Genomic DNA, 15,142 nt, shown 5'->3' on the forward strand with positions numbered 1-15,142 from the left:
TTCCTTGTCGTCGTCGTGGGGGGAGCCCCGGGGGCGGTCATCCGGCGGCGTCCTTGAAGCGCAGGGGCAGGGTGCGCAGGCTGCGCTCCGCGATGGCCTCGGCGGTGGCCAGGTCGTCGGCGTGGGCGATCACCCCGGCCAGCACGTCGGCCCCGCCCCGGTAGGGCGGCACGACCGTGCCGGGGGCCAGCTCCATGCCCCAGAACACGTCGTGCACCCCCGGCCGCCGGGTCACGTCCCAGGGGTCGCCCACCCACTCGACGACCCCGCCGTCGGCGGGCTGGAACCGCTGGACGACCGCCCGGTCCCGGGTCGGCTCCAGCTCGGCCGGGTCCAGCGGGCGGCCCAGTGCCAGGCGCACCAGGTTGGGCAGCGGGTCCACCCCGGTCGCCAGCCGCATCACCTCGGTGGCGATCCGGGCGCCGGTGATCCGGCAGGTGATCTCCAGGAGCACCACCCGCCCGTCGTGGGTGCGCAGGATGTCGGTGTTGATCACCGCGGGGTCCAGCCGCAGAGCCCGCGCCCCGCGCCGGACCGTCTCGGTGACCTCGTCGATCTGCCCGGCGGTGAGCCGGCTCGGGAGGGTGTCGCCGCCCTCGAAGAAGTAGGGGGCGAACTCCTCCTTGCGCCCGTACTCCCGGTCGGCGAAGCCGAACCGGTGCAGCGTGCCGTCGGCCATGAAGCCCGCGAGGGTGTGTTCCGTGCCGTGCAGGAACTCCTCCACGACGATCCGGCCGCCGCCGGTCCGCAGCGCCTCGGCTGCCCGGGGACGTATCTCCTGGGCCGACTCCACCTTCATCACCCCCAGCGAACCGGTCCGGTCGGAGGGCTTGAACACGCACGGGAGCCCGATGTCCGCCGCCGCCCGTTCCGCCTCCTGGACGCTCGTGGCCGTCGCGAAGCGGGGCAGGTCCAGCCCCGCCTCGCGCAGGATCTCCAGCCGCCGGTCCTTGAGCGTGCAGTTCAGCGCGGTCTCCACCGGCAGCCCCGGGCAGCCGAACCGGTGCGCCACCGCGCTGATCACCGGAGGGTTGTCGGCGCCCAGCGAGAAGACCCCGTCCAGCCGGTCGATCCCGGCCGCCGACAGCGCCGCGAGGACCGCGGCGCTGTCGTAGGGGTCGCAGCACACCACGATGTCCGCGGCCTTGCGCGCCCGGACGCCGGGGGCGTCGGTGGCGACCACCAGCTCCAGGGCCGGAGAGCGGAGGTCCTCCAGCGAGCGCTCCATCCCCGAGCCGAGCCCGCAGACCAGGATCCGGTCAGTCACGGCCGCCTCCCGGGTCGGGGGACGCCGACGCGGACAGGCTCAGCACCTGGAAGACCTCCGCGTGACCGGAGCCGGAGGCCAGCGCGCCCCGGTAGCGGGCCAGCCCCCGGATACCCTCGTCCCAGGCCGCGTGGCGCAACTGCGAGGCGTACGCCCGCATCGCCTCGACCTTGGTCTCGATCTGCCCCTCGATGTCCTCGGCGTACTGGAACCGCGACATCGGCGCCCACACCTCGTACCCGAGGACCAGCCGGGGGGTGGGCATCGGCTCCCCGCCCGCCTCGTGGAAGAACTCCGACCGCGCCATCCACAGCGCCTCCGTGGCCAGTTGGTGCACCATCCGGTGCTCCACGTCGTCATCGTCGTCGTGCGGCAGATAGACCACCTGCGGCCGGACCTCGCGCAGGACCCGCACCAGCTCCAGGTGGACCCGGCGGGAGAGCGCGAAGTCCCGGGACGGCTCGTCGAGCCGGATGCAGCGGTGCACGCCCATCGTCTTGGCGGCGGTCTCCGTCTCGGCGGCGAAGTCCGCGTCCGTGACCCCGTCGTCCAGGGCGCTGCGCTCCCGCCCGATGACCACGACCACCGTCACCCGGGCGCCGCCCTGGGCGTACTTGGCGATGGAGCCGCCGCACCCGATGACGTCGTCGTCGGGGTGCGGGGCGACCACCAGCACGTCCTGGACGCCGGTCATGCCCCGGCCTCCGGGATCTCCCCGGCCCACGCGGCCCACCGGCCGGTCAGCGCGACGCCCTCCGCGAACGGGGTGCGGGCCCGGAAGCCGAGCAGGCGGTGGGCCTTGTCGTAACGGGCCCGCGCCTGGGAGCGGTACAGCTCCAGCTCCCAGTCCGGGACCGGCTCGGCGGCCCCGCCGTCGTCGGCGGTGCGCTCCGCCGGGCCGCGCAGCGTGCGGATCGCGTCGAAGAAGGCGCCCCAGCGCAGCTCCTCCTCGTGGCCGACGAGGAACCTCTCACCGGCCGCGGCGGGGGCGTCAAGGGCCAGCAGCACCGCGTCCACGAGGTCGTCGACGTGTACGGCGTTGCACACGCCACCGCCCTCGCCGGCGGGGAGCGCCGCGAAGTCGCTGCCGGGCCGCCGGAGTTGAGCGAGGGTCCACTGTCCGCCCCAGGGGCCGTAGACCACGCCCGGCTGGAGGACGACGGTCTCCAGGTCCGGTCCGTGGGCGTCCAGCACCAGCTGTTCGGCGGCGAGCTTCTGCTGCTCGTACTCACGGTCGGCGGGGTCGGTGGCGCGGGAGGGTGAGTCCTCCGTCAGATCGCCGGAGACAGCGGGGTCGTACACGTCGATCGTGCTCAGGTGCACCACCCGGCGGACCCCCGCGGCGCGCGCGGCGGCCAGGACGTGGGCGGTGCCCTCGACCGAGGCCGCCCAGCGCTCCGCCTCGTCGCCGGTGCTGCCGAAGGCGGCGTGCACGACGGTGTCGCACCCCTCGAAGGCGGCGCGCAGCGCGGCGGCGTCGCCGAGGTCGGCCCGCCGGAAGGCGAGTTGCTCCTGCGGCAGCACCGACAGCCGCGCGACCCGGCCGAAGCCGCGCACGACCGGCCGGACCTTCGCCTGGCTGTCCAGGATCAGCCGCTCCACCAGCCGGCCCCCGATGAAGCCGCCCGCGCCGGTCACCGCGACCGTGCTCCCGTCGAGCGTGGGGCCGCCCCCGGTGCCCCGGGTGGTCCAGGGCTGCGGCGTCCGCTCGCGCCGGGGGCCCTCGTAGCACTCCTGGATCAGCTCCACGACCCGCACGCCGTCCTCGGCGCCGGAGTGCACGGGGGCCGAACCGCGCGTGGCGGCGGCGAAGTTGGCGAGCTGTTCGGTGAAGAGCGCCTCCCACTCGCCCTGCGCGGGGGCGACGGCCTCGACGTCGCCCCGGTGCAGCTCCTCGCCGTCCGCCGTGGTCAGCAGGCACTCCCCGGCGGGGAAGTCGGTGCCGATGGTGGCGGTCGCGCGGGTGCCCGTCACGGTGCAGGTGATGCCGAGGTCGCGCAGCCGGCTGAAGTCGCAGTGCACGTCGACCGTGCCGAAGCGCAGGTGGACGCGGGAGTCCGTCTCGACCCCGCCCAGGGCGTTGTCCTCGTGCCGGACCACCTCCACCCGGTGGCCGAGCCACCACAGCAGGGTGTCGAAGACGTGCGAGCCGGTGTCGGTGAGCACCCCGCCCCCGGCGAGCGTGCGGTCGAACATCGACCAGGAGACCGGCTCCCAGGCGTAGGGGTGCCCCTCGGACCAGTCCACGCGCACGATCTCGCCGAGGTCGCCCGCATCGATGAGGCGCTTGACCCAGGCGTAGGCCGGGAACAGGCGGCGCGGGTGGGCCATGGCGAGAACCGGGGATCCGGGGTCGGCGGCGCGGGCCGCCAGCTGCCGCGCGTCCTCCACCGACGTGGTCATCGGCTTCTCCAGCAGGACGTGCTTGCCCGCGTCGAGCAGGCCCTGGACGGTCCGGGCGTGCAGCGTGTGCGGGACGACGACCACAGCGGCGTCGAAGGCGTCGGCGGCCTCGGCCGTGTCGGTGGCGATCACCACGTCGTCCGCGTCGGCGCCGCCCAGTTCGCGGTAGAGGGCGAGGGCGGCCCTGGCCTGCTCGGGGCTGGGGTCGATGAGCGCGGTGAGACGCACGTCCCCCTTCAGCGGGGGAAGCGCGGGGATGTGGCAGCCGCGGGCGGCGGCGCCGCAGCCGACGACGGCGAGGCGTACGGGGGTGGTCACGGTGTCTCCAGGGTGTCGGGGTTCAGGGATGCGGTGCGGGACGTGGTGGTGAGGCCGGGGCGGGAACGGGGCGGTCAGGGCCGCGGGGCGGCCGTGTGGTGGACCCAGACGTTCGGCTCGGTGTACGTGCCGTGGCCGTCCTCGCCGACCCGCAGCGGCACCAGCCCGCCGGGCAGCGGGTGGTCACCCGGCCCGGGGAGCGGGAGGTTCAGCTCCGCCTCCCAGCGTCCGACCGGCTGCCGGATCACCAGGGACCGCCGCGCTATCGCGAGTTGGCGGGCGCCCAGTTCGAGATGGGTGCGCAGCCAGGGGTCGAAGCACCGGCCGTCGGGGCCGCGCCAGGCGGCGTACGTCTCGATCGGGATCAGCGGGTAGCGCGGCTTGCGCGTGGGCCGGACCGGGATGATCACGCCGCGCGGGCCCTGGACGAGGGCCCGGTCGCGGACCTCGGTCAGCAGCCGTTCGGCGTGCCCGGCCGCCCGGTGCGCGGGGTCGACGGAGACCGAGAGCATGCACAGCGCTTCGGGACGCGCCGGGGGGCCGTGGTCGACGGCCTCCACCAGCACCTCGTCGCTGCCGCCGGGCAGTGACGAGGCCGTACCGTCCCACCGGACCGGCAGCCCGTTGGCCGCGGCCACCAGCCGCCCCTCCCCGTCCACCAGGCAGAGCTGGAGGGCGGGGTAGCGCTCGTACATCCCGTGCCAGCGCCAGTTGCCCGGGGACTCCCAGCTCATGAACGCGGGCATGTTGGCGCTGATCAGGGCGTCCAGCTGCGGCAGCAGCCACGGGTCCCGGGCGAGGTCGGTGAGGGCGGGGTCCACCGGGCGCTCAGCCCAGCAGCCGGGTCTCGGTGGTGGCCCGCATCTCGCGGGAGCGCCGCAGATCGGTCGTGACGCAGACCCGCTTGAGCCAGCGGTCGGTGCCGTCGTAGCGCGCGCGGAAGGGCAGCCTGCCGTGCACGGCGCGGTGGTTGTCGAGGAAGAGCACGTCGCCCTCGTCCGCGACCACCTCGCGCATCGCCGCGTCCACCACCTTGAACAGCGCGTCGTAGGCGCGCTGGGCGTCGGTGTCGTCCTCGGGCACGGAGGTGAAGTACGGGTCGAGCCGCATGTACGGGTCCAGGCGTGAGCCGTAGAGCAGGGGCGCGAGGGGCCGCTCGTCGATCATCCGCTGGATGGTGGCGAACCGGGCCGCCTCCTCCTCGGTGGTGATCGTGTTGTTCTTCGGCAGGTGGGACTCGTCCGGGGCGATGTAGAACCGCGGCTCGAAGAGGATGCCGATGTCCTCGGCCGACAGCGAGGACAGATCCAGCTCGCCGACGGTGGTGGGGACGTGGTCGGGGTTGCGCAGCGCCCCGAGGATCAGATAGTCGCTGCGGTAGGGGTGGAAGGCGTCCTCGGTGTGCCAGGTCAGCAGCTCCGCGCTGCCCATGCCGAGCTGGTCGTTCTCGTGCTGGCGGATCGGGAAGATGTCGTGGACGAGGTGGCCGTTCTGCTGGGTGGCCCAGCCGAACGGCTCGCCGAGCAGGGCCCCGTAGAGCATGAGCAGCAGCTCCTCGGGGAACTCCGGGCCGGGCCTGCTCCGGCCGCGCCAGTGCTCGGGCGTCGGGCCGACGCGGTCCTGGTCGAAGACGTGCCCGCGGATCACCGCGTGGCCGCGGCGGTCGCCGAGCTTGAACTCGCGCAGGAACCGCTGGGTGCCCGGCGGCAGGGACGCGGCCAGCCGCGGCAGATCCCGCAGCAGTCCGGGATCGTCGAAGGCCGGATAGGCGGAGGCCAGCTCGATACTGAGCTCCGCCGTCGCGGCGCCCTCTTCGGGGGTCAGGGTGTAGCTGGGCGTGGAGGGGTCGGTGAGGTTCGACATGCCAACTCTCGCTGAGTGGTCGGGAAGGTTTGCTGCCGCACGGACGGCCGGAGCCGGGCCGTGGGCCCTCGGGGTGGTGCGTCGCGGCTCCGTGGCGCCGAGGGGGTGAGGAGCCGGTGGTGCGTCGTGTCCCGCGACGGGGCGGCGGTGCGAGGCGTGCCGCGTCACGGACGGATGGGCGGAGACCGGCCGGGGCCGGGTGGTCAGGTGCGGGCGGTCTCCCGCTCGTCGAGCGCCGCCGCGACGAGCCGGGGCGTCGGAGAAGCGAACAGCGCGCTCGCCCGCAGCCCTTGTGCCGCCGGGAAGGAGTCCCGCAGCCGGGCGAGCAGCCGCATGGCCAGGAGGGACTGCCCGCCGTGGGCGAAGAAGTCGTCGTCGGGTCCGAGTCCGGGAGCCCCCAGGACCTCGCGGAAGGTCTCCAGGACGGTGGCCAGGGGCCCGTCCCGCGGCGTCGGCGAGCTCCCGTCGGGAGGCGGCTCCGCCCGGCTCGCGGGCGTCGCCCCCTCCGCGCCCGCCGCCCAGGCGGCGAGCAGCCTCTTGTCGATCTTGCCGTGCGGGTTCTTCGGCAGGACGGCCACCCGGTAGTGCACCCGGGGCACCGCCCACTGTGGCAGGGAGCGTTCCAACGGCGTGACGAGCGCCTCCCGTTCGGCCGCCGCCGGTCGGACCGCCGCCCCGGGCAGCGGAGCGCGGGCCGGGTCGGCCGGGACGGTGAACGCCCACAGCGCCGTCCCGGTCTCCGGGTCGGGGAAGACCACGGCCTGGTCCACCTCCGGGTTCTCGCACAGGGCACGCTCCACCCGGGCCGGCTCCAGCCGGTGGCCCCGGATCTTGACCTGGTCGTCGACCCGCCCGAGGAAGACCAGGTGGCCGTCGGCGTCGATCCGCCCCAGGTCGCCGGTGACGTACACCCGTGCGCCGGGCACGGGCGCCCAGGGGTCGGGGACGAAGCGGCGGGAGGTGGCGGCCTCGTCGCCGAGGAAGCCCCGGGCCAGCAGCGGGCCGCCGATGTGGATCTCGCCCGCCTCGCCGTCCGGCACCGGCCGTCCGTCCTCGCGGACGGTGATCTCCACGTCCCGCAGCGGCGTGCCCAGCGGGACCTCCTCGGCCCCGTCGGGCAGACGCCCGGTGTAGAAGGTCGAGCTGACGGTGCACTCGGTGAGCCCGTAGACGTGGGCCAGCGCCGCAGGCTGACGGGCCTGCCACGCGCGGTAGGGAGCCGGGTCCATCCGCTCGCCGCCGACCACGACCGTGCGCAGCTCCGGCGGGGTGGTCAGCCCGGCGGCGGTCAGCCACCGCGCGTACTCCAGCCAGTACTGGGTGGACAGCTCCACCACGGTGGTCCGGGTCCGGGCCATCGTGGTGTGCAGCTCCTCCGCGTCCAGCGCCCGGGTGTCGGCCCGGCACACCACCGCCGCGCCCGCGGCGAGGGTGGGGAAGACCTCCTCGATGACCACGTCGAAGCCGAGCGAGGCCACCTGGAGCCAGCGGTCCCCGGACGACAGCTCCAGCCGTTCGGCGACCCCGGCGGCGAACCGGGCCAGCGCGTCGCGCTCCACGACCGTCCCCTTGGGCTCCCCGGTGGAGCCGGAGGTGAACAGGACGTAGGCCGGGTCGTCGGGCCGGTGCCGTACCGCCGCGGGGCGCGGTGCGTCCGGGCCGGCGGGCACGTACGCCCCGTCCGGGGCGTGCTCGCCGTCGCCCAGCCACACGGCCGCCTCGGTGCGCGCCACCAGCGCGGCGCGCGCGAGGGCGGGGAGCCGGTCGTCGAGGACGGTGAATCCGGCCCCCGCCTTGAGCGCGGCGACCATGCCGAGTACCGTACGGGCCGGGTCCGGAAAGGCGAGGCCCACCAGCAGGCCGGGGCCCGCCCCCCGCCCGGCCAGGGAAGCGGCCCAGGTGTCGGTCAGCCGGTCCACCGCCTCGTAGGTGAACACCCGCCGGGGGGTCACCACGGCGGGGGCGTCGGGGTGGGCGCGGACGGAGCGGTCGAACAGGGCGAGCACGTCGGGGGCCCCGGGTGTGCCGGGTGCGGTCGCGGGGGTCACCGGGCGGCCCCGGTGGTGCGGCGCTCGCGCAGGAAGGCCGAGAGGCCCGCGAGTCCGGCGCGGAAGCTTTCCTCGGGTCCGCCGAAGCCGAGCCGTGCGCCGTGCGGCGCGCCGAACGCGGTGCCCGGCACCAGCAGCGTGCGGTGCCGGTCGAGGAGCTCCAGACAGAAACGTTCCACCGCGGCCGGCGGGGCATCGGCGTCCGCCAGCTCCCGGAAGACGGGCAGCGCGCACACCCCGCCCTCCACCGGGGTCCAGTGCACCAGGTCGCGGTGGTGGGCCGCCCACGCGGTCAGCCGGGTGAGGTTGCGCCGCGCTCCCGCCGCCCGTTCGCCGATCAGCGAGTCCGCGTGGCGCATGGCCCGCTCGGCGATCAGCTCCACCAGCGGGGAGAGGAAGAGCGTGGTCCGGTCGCGCAGGGGGAAGGCCGCCCGGATCAGCTCCGGCGGCGCCACCGCCCAGCCCACCCGCAGTCCGGGCAGGCCGAAGGTCTTGGAGAACGTCCCGTAGGAGACGGTGTTCCCGCCCGCCGCGCCCGGGTCCGGCAGGACCTCCCAGCGGTGGGTGATCTCGGCGGTCGCCGCGTCCCACACCAGGGTCGCCCCTGCCGCCTCGACGTGCTCGGTCAGCTGCTTGAGGCCCTGGCGCGAGAGGGTCACTCCGGTGGGGTTGTGCGGGAAGTTGACGATCACCGCGCGGGTCCCCGGTGTGACCAGGGCCTCCAGCACGCCGGGGTCGATCTCGCCGTCGCGCACGGCGGAGGCCGGGAGCGTCGCGGTCTCGCACCCCGCCGCCCGGGGGTGGTGGGCGAGCGAGTGGTAGATGCCCTCCTGGACGACCACCCGGTCGCCGGGGCGCAGCAGGGCGTGCAGGGTGAGCGCGATCGCCTCGCTGGACCCGTGGGTGACCAGGATCCGGTCGGCGTCGCCCGCCGCGTACCGGTCCGCGATCGCCTGCCGGACGCCCGCCCCGCCCTGCGAGACGCTGTCGTCCATCTCGATCGCGTCCAGGTCCTCGGACCGGATGCCGCACCGTTCCCGTATCTCGGCGAACGTGTACGGATGGACGCCGCTGGAGCTGATGTCATGGATGCCGGGGGCCAGATGACGGCGGTACCACTCCTCCAGCACCGGAGGATCCTCGTGCCGCGGGCGCAGACTTCTCATGGCGTGTACAACCGTCCCTTTCTATCCCTGACGGGAGTCCCGCCACCACCGCTGCCCGGAGAGCGGGAGCGTGTCGACGGGGTCGTAGTAGTGGTAAGAGCCGGTGCGGGCCTCGGGGTCCGCCGCCTCCAGCGGGGTGAGGTAGCTCTTGCTCCAGTGCGAGACGCCGAGCTCCCGGTCGTAGGCGTCGACCTGGTCCACCCAGCGCTTCCCGGCCAGCGGCACGTCGCAGACGATGCGGGGAGTGGCGAACCCGGGTAGATAGCCCATGATCTGACGCTGGATCAACTGCGCGCGGTGCAGCGGTACCCGCCAGTGCTCGGCGTTGGGGATCATGTCGCACATGTAGAAGTAGTACGGAGTGATCCCGGCGTGGTCGGCGAGCGCGAAACACATGTCGAGCAGTTCGTGCGCGCTGTCGTTGACCCCGCGCATCAGCACGCCCTGGTTCCGCACGTCGTGCAGCCCCGCGTCGAGCAGCGCCCAGGCCGCGTCCGCCACGGCGGGCGTCACCTGCTGGGCCGCGTTGGCGTGGGTGTGCAGCGCGACGCGCACCCCGCGGGCCCTGGCCTTCCGCCCGACCCGCGCGACCCCCTCCAGGACCGGCCCGGAGCGCCAGTGCTGGGGCAGCCCGATCAGGCCCTTGCTGGCCAGTCGCACGTCCCGGATCGAGTCGATGTCCAGGAGCCGGACGAGGAAGCGCTCCAGCCGGGGCCAGGGCATGTTCGCCAGGTCCCCGCCGGAGACCACCACGTCCCGGATGCCGGGGGAGGCCCGCAGGTGGTCGAGGATGAGATCGGCCCGGTCGGCCGGTTTGAGCATGAGCTTCGTCTTCGCCACCTGGGGCGTGGAGTTGCCCACCAGGTCCATGCGCGTGCAGTGGCCGCAGTACTGGGGGCACGTCGACAGCAGTTCGGCGAGCACCTTCGTCGGGTAGCGGTGGGTCAGCCCCTCCACCACCCACATGTCCTGCTCGTGCAGGGAGTCGCGGCTGGCCATCGGATGCGAGGGCCACTCGGGGTGCCGGTCGGAGAGGACCGGCAGCATGTAGCGCCGCACCGGGTCGTCGTAGAACGCCTTGGTCAGTTCGCCCGCACGGGCGCCCGCCGACTCCGGGGCCATCGTGTTGACCATCTGCGGCGGCAGCAGGACCGACATGGTGGCGCGCTCCTGCCGGTCGCGCTCCAGGTCCTCGTAGAAACTCTCGTCCAGCAGGGTGCCCATGACGGCGCGCAGCCCCTTGGCGTCCTTCACACAGTGCGCGCGCTGCCACTGCGGGTCCGCCCACTCGGCCGCGGTGATGCCGCGCCATCCCGGGAAGCGCTGCCAGTCCGGCTCCACGAGCGGACGGTTGCGGTACTCGTAGGCGCCTTCCAGCGCCGCGGTCTCCGTCTGGCTTGGTGCTGTGTCCACCAACCCGCCACCTGTCTTCGTCGGTTTCGGCTGTGTCACCGGTCGCCACCGATCCTGCAAAAAGGCCGGAGTTGTACACGAGGGGGGATTGGCGGGGATTGTTGTACGGGGCGCGCGAGGCGAAGGACCCGTACAACTCCGTCCGGCCGAGGGCCCGTGGCGAAGGGCGCCCGAGTGCCGTCGGCGGGGAGGGACGCGCCGAAGCGCCGAAATCGGACTATCGCCTCACGCAGTGGCTGAAAGGGCAGACGGTCCCTTGATCGGCGTAACAGCTCCATGTACCAATGTCCAGGAGATCCGGCGCGGGGCGTTTCCCCGTCGGCCCGGCACTCTTCGCCCTGCCGCACGGCCGGGCCGTACAACCGCCGACCACGGTTGTGAGGTTCGGTGAAGCACGTGCGCTTCGTTCGGGAAATCAACCATGAGCAGGGGGACAAATGGCCAGGCCTGAGCGATTACTGGACCCGACGGCCGGACCGCTGGAGGCGTTCGCGCACGACCTGCGCGGGCTGCGCCGGAAGGCCGGGAACCCCTCCTACCGCGCCATGGCGCAGAGCGCCCACTACTCGGTGGCCACGCTCGCGGAGGCGGCCCGCGGACTGCACAAACCCTCACTGAAGGTGACCCTGGCCTATGTGGCCGCGTGCGGCGGCGACGTGCCCGCGTGGGTACGCCGCTGGCACGAGGTCAGCCAGGAACTGGAATCCGGACAGTCCGGACCCCGGCCCCGCCGCCCCGCGGAGCCGGCGGCCGAGGAGCCCACACGCTCCGGCCGGTCCGCCGCCGCGCCCTACCCGCCGCAGGCGCCCGGCTCCGACCCGCGCGGCGCCGGACGCCTCGCGCGTCAGCAGGCCGGCCCGTCCGCCTCGCGTGCCGCCCGCCCGGCGCGGCGCGGCGAGGAGGCGCTGACCACGGGCGAGCGTGCGGAGCTGCGCCGCCTGCGCGACGAACTGCGGCGGCTGCGCGGTGAGGTTGCGGAGCTGCGGCGGGCCAACGAGGTGCTCAAGGCGGCCTCCGCCATCTTCGCGGCGGATCTCCGCACAACGGCGCAGGTCGTGTACAACTCGGCGGGCCGCCAGGATCGGTCGACGACGTGACCGGCCGTGCCGCGCGCCCTCGGGCCCGCGGCACGGCCGGACGATCCCGACCGACCCTTGGGGACTGACCATGCGTGTGCTCGGAGTCAACGGCTGGCCCGGGGCCAGCCACGACGGTGCTGCCTGCCTCGTCGTGGACGGAGACGTCATCGCCCTGGCCGAGGAGGAGCGCTTCACGCGCGACAAGCACGCCTACGGACAGGCGCCCCTCCACGCGGCGGCCCACTGCCTCGCCGAGGGCGGCCTCACCCTGGACGACATCGACGTCGTCGCCCACGGATGGGACCTTCCCACCCTCTTCCGCGACCGCGGGCTCGACTGGTTCGCCGACGACACCGAGGCGCTGGAACACCTGCTGCCCAAGGCCCTGTTCCCGCGCTCCCGCGACCCCCGGCTGACCTTCGTCAACCACCACATCGCCCATGCGGCCAGCGCCTATCTCCTCTCCGGTCGCGACCGGGGCGCCATTCTCGTCCTGGACGGCCAGGGCGAGAACGAGAGCACCACGCTCGCCGTCGGCGTCGACGGCGGGATCAAGACCCTGCGCTCGCACACACCGGGCTGGTCGCTGGGCTACTTCTACGCGGCCGTCTGCGACTACTCCGGGCTCGGCGCCGACGCCGCGGGCAAGATGATGGGCCTCGCCTCGTACGGCACGCCCCAGGACCTCACCATGGGCGGCGCCCTCGCCTTCACCGACGAGGACTTCACGGTCGGCGCGGTGCCGGCCGGACTGCGGTCCACCGGAGGCACCGACGAGGAGAACGCCACCATCCGGCACTGGATGGAACACCTGGAGAAGACCCTCAGGCAGCCCCCGAACCGGTCCGTGCGCCGCTTCGACCCGCGCACCGGCCGCTACGCGCGGGTCACCGACCACGACCCCTTCGACTACCGGGACCTCGCCGCCACCGCCCAGGCCGCCCTGGAACGCGCGGTCATGGGGCTGGTGCGCGGGCTGCTGCGGGAGACCGGCGAGACCACGCTGATGGTCGCGGGCGGCGTCGGCTTCAACGCCACCCTCAACGGCAAGCTCCTGCGGATGCCCGAGGTCGAGGACCTCTTCGTCCAGCCCCTCGCGGGCGACCAGGGCGTCTCGCTCGGCGCGGCGGTCTGGGTCGCGGCCGAGGGCGGCGACCGGATCCGGCCGATGGACGGCTCCGTCGCCTGGGGGCCGCAGTGGGCCCCCGACCGGATACGCCACATCCTCGACGCCGCGGGCACCGCCTACACGGAACCGGGGGACATCGCCGCCGCCACCGCCGAGGTGCTGGCGCAAGGGGGCGTCGCCGGCTGGTTCCAGGGCCGGGCCGAGGGCGGACCCCGCGCGCTGGGACACCGCAGCATGGTGGCCGTGCCCGCCCCGGAGTCCACCCGCGACCGGGTCAACATCCGCATCAAGGACCGCGAGGCCTGGCGCCCCTTCGCCCCCAGCATGCAGGAGGAGGCGGCCGCGTCCCTGATCGGGACCTCCACCCCGCTCCCGTACATGATCGTCACCACCCCGGTCACCGACGTGGGCGCCGAGGCCATGCCCGCCGTGGTCCACCGCGACCGCACCACCCGGCCCCAGACCGTCTCGGCCGCCGTCGATCCGCTCTACCACCGCCTCATCGGCGCGGTCGGCGAGCACACCGGCACCCCGGTCGTCCTCAACACCTCCTTCAACGGCCGCGACGAACCGGTGGTGTGCAGCCCGCAGGACGCGCTCGCCACCTTCCACCGCGTCCCGCTCGACGCCCTGGCGCTCGGGCCGTTCCTGCTGCGCCGCCCCACCGGGGAGGCGGGCGCGTGACTGCCCCGCACCAAGAGGAGACGCCCCTGCGCACCTCCCGGGACTCCGCACCCGGCGTCGGCACAGCGGACGCCCGCCCCGGTACGCCCGCGCCCACGCCCGACGGCATCCGTGCCCAGGTCGTGGCATGGATCGCGGAAGCGGCGCTCACCCCCCAGGTGGACCCGGCCGCCCCGCTGCGCGACCTGGGCGTGGACTCGCTCGACCTGATCCGCACCGCCCGCCGCGTCGAGGCCGTCTTCGGCGTACGGGTGCAACCGCGCGAGCTGCGCGGCCCGGAGGCGACCGCGGAGCGGCTGGCCGAGCTGGTCTCCCAGCGGGTCGCCCGGCGCGGCGCACCCGAGGCCGTCCCGCCCGGGGCCGAGCACGGACCGGTCGTGCTCACCCCGCCCCAGGAGCAGGCGTGGGAGGAGCAGACGGGCGACCGGGGCCACTGGAGCCAGGCGCTGCTGTTCACCACCCGGCCCGGCGTCGACCCGGACGCCTTCGACGAGGCCGTACGCCGCCTGGTCGCCGGGCACGCCTCCCTGCGCCTGGCTGTCGAGGCGCCACCGGCCAGGCGGCCCCGGCAGCGGGCGGCCGCCGTGGCGCTCGACGGCCCGCCCGCCGACGTCCTCGCCGGGACACTGGAGACCGTCGACCTCTCCGCGTTCGACGACGCCGGACTGGCGGCCGAGGTCACCCGGCGCTGCGCCGCCGAACAGGGCGCCCTCGACCCCGGGGCCGGGCGGGTGGCCCGCTTCGTCCGGTTCGACGCGGGCCCGGGGCGGCCGGGCCGCCTGCTGATGGCCGTCCACCAGCTGGCGGTCGACATGGTGTCCTGGTCCGTCCTGCTCGAAGACCTCCAGGAGTTGTACGAGGCGCTCGCCGCGGGCCGCCGGGACGTGTGGTGCGCCGAGGGCACCCCCTACCCGGAGTGGGCCGCCGCCCTCGTGGACCACGCCCGGACCCCCGAGGCGGAGGCCGAGGCGGAGTGGTGGACGGAGGTCGTGCGCACCCCGGCGGGCATCCCGCTCGACCACGAGACCGCCGACCCCCGGGCCGCGAACACCGCCGCCACCGCGGCGACCCACCGCGAGGAGCTGCCGCGGGAGCTGACCGGCCGGCTCCACGCGGCCGCGCGGGCCCACCGCGCCCACCCCGGCGACCTCGTCCTGCACGCCCTGGGAGAGGCGCTGTCCGGCTGGCTCGACGAGGCGGCCGTCCGCGTCGACGTCCTGCGGCACGGGCGCGAGGAGAGCGTGGGCGACAGCCATCTGACCCGTACCACCGGCTGGTTCACCACCACCGTCCCGGTCCGGCTCGACCTCGCCACCGGCACCCCGGCCGGGCGGCTCGCCCGGACCGTCGGCCACCTCGCGGCGATGCCCCGCGGGGGAGTGGGCCACGGCGCGCTCGCCCGCCACGGCCGCCCCCGGATCGCGGCGCCGCTGCGCTCCGCCCCGCCCAGCGACGTCTCCTTCGACTTCGAGGGCGACGACGCGGACGCGCTGCCGCTCGGCGGGCTCCTGACGGACGTGGCGCCCGAGCCGCCCGGGGACATCACCGCCCCGCACTGGGTGCGCCCCCACCTCATGGAGGTCATCGCCACCACCGACGACGACGTGCTCCGCGTCGAGTGGTGGTACTCCACGGCTCTGCACGACGAGACGACCGTACGCAGACTCGCCGCCCGCCACCGCACGGCCCTGGCCGCCCTCGTCGCGGCGTGCGAGGCCGACGTGCCGACCACACCGCCTGGCTGACGTCCTGTCAGCACGAAGCTGTACGGG

General features: G+C 74.6%; 11 protein-coding genes. 3 read left to right on the plus strand and 8 right to left on the minus strand.

Annotated elements, in window-relative coordinates:
• Positions 1-37 precede the first annotated feature (37 nt).
• The 8 genes from ACIRRU_RS14300 to ACIRRU_RS14335 form a co-directional block, all read right to left on the minus strand.
• Positions 38-1,267, minus strand: coding sequence for an ATP-grasp domain-containing protein (locus ACIRRU_RS14300; RefSeq protein ID WP_403679787.1), 1,230 nt, complete (start codon positions 1,265-1,267; stop codon positions 38-40).
• Positions 1,260-1,961 carry a PIG-L deacetylase family protein gene (locus ACIRRU_RS14305; RefSeq protein ID WP_403679790.1) on the minus strand — a complete coding sequence of 234 codons (702 nt, stop codon included), beginning with the start codon at positions 1,959-1,961 and terminating at the stop codon, positions 1,260-1,262. The genes ACIRRU_RS14300 and ACIRRU_RS14305 overlap by 8 nt, the downstream gene beginning before the upstream one ends.
• The gene (locus ACIRRU_RS14310; protein WP_403679793.1) at positions 1,958-3,988 is read right to left on the minus strand and encodes an NAD-dependent epimerase/dehydratase family protein; all 2,031 of its coding nucleotides are present in this window, start codon (positions 3,986-3,988) and stop codon (positions 1,958-1,960) included. The genes ACIRRU_RS14305 and ACIRRU_RS14310 overlap by 4 nt, the downstream gene beginning before the upstream one ends.
• Before the next feature lie 74 nt (positions 3,989-4,062).
• The gene (locus ACIRRU_RS14315) at positions 4,063-4,809 is read right to left on the minus strand and encodes a hypothetical protein (RefSeq protein ID WP_403679796.1); all 747 of its coding nucleotides are present in this window, start codon (positions 4,807-4,809) and stop codon (positions 4,063-4,065) included.
• Between the two features lie 7 nt (positions 4,810-4,816).
• Positions 4,817-5,851 (minus strand): arginine beta-hydroxylase, Fe(II)/alpha-ketoglutarate-dependent, encoded by a 1,035-nt coding sequence (gene vioC, locus ACIRRU_RS14320; protein WP_403679799.1) that lies wholly within the window; start codon positions 5,849-5,851, stop codon positions 4,817-4,819.
• Positions 5,852-6,054: 203 nt separating this feature from the next.
• Positions 6,055-7,899 (minus strand): amino acid adenylation domain-containing protein, encoded by a 1,845-nt coding sequence (locus tag ACIRRU_RS14325; protein ID WP_403679802.1) that lies wholly within the window; start codon positions 7,897-7,899, stop codon positions 6,055-6,057.
• Complete coding sequence (vioD, locus tag ACIRRU_RS14330) at positions 7,896-9,029, minus strand: capreomycidine synthase (protein ID WP_403679804.1); 1,134 nt, start codon at positions 9,027-9,029, stop codon at positions 7,896-7,898. Before vioD ends, ACIRRU_RS14325 begins: the two co-directional genes overlap by 4 nt.
• Positions 9,030-9,086: 57 nt before the next feature.
• Positions 9,087-10,478, minus strand: a complete 1,392-nt coding sequence (locus tag ACIRRU_RS14335; protein ID WP_403679806.1) for a KamA family radical SAM protein — start codon at positions 10,476-10,478, stop codon at positions 9,087-9,089.
• A gap of 437 nt (positions 10,479-10,915) precedes the next feature.
• Between ACIRRU_RS14335 and ACIRRU_RS14340 the strand changes: the two genes are divergently transcribed.
• The 3 genes from ACIRRU_RS14340 to ACIRRU_RS14350 all read left to right on the plus strand — a co-directional run bounded on the left by ACIRRU_RS14340 (position 10,916) and on the right by ACIRRU_RS14350 (position 15,115).
• Complete coding sequence (locus tag ACIRRU_RS14340; protein ID WP_403679809.1) at positions 10,916-11,575, plus strand: XRE family transcriptional regulator; 660 nt, start codon at positions 10,916-10,918, stop codon at positions 11,573-11,575.
• Between the two features lie 70 nt (positions 11,576-11,645).
• The gene (locus ACIRRU_RS14345) at positions 11,646-13,370 is read left to right on the plus strand and encodes a carbamoyltransferase (protein ID WP_403679811.1); all 1,725 of its coding nucleotides are present in this window, start codon (positions 11,646-11,648) and stop codon (positions 13,368-13,370) included.
• Positions 13,367-15,115 (plus strand): condensation domain-containing protein, encoded by a 1,749-nt coding sequence (locus tag ACIRRU_RS14350; protein WP_403679814.1) that lies wholly within the window; start codon positions 13,367-13,369, stop codon positions 15,113-15,115. Before ACIRRU_RS14345 ends, ACIRRU_RS14350 begins: the two co-directional genes overlap by 4 nt.
• Positions 15,116-15,142 lie beyond the last annotated feature (27 nt).

This window comes from Streptomyces sp. NPDC101181 (genome assembly GCF_044767975.1).
Taxonomy (GTDB): Bacteria; Actinomycetota; Actinomycetes; order Streptomycetales; family Streptomycetaceae; genus Streptomyces.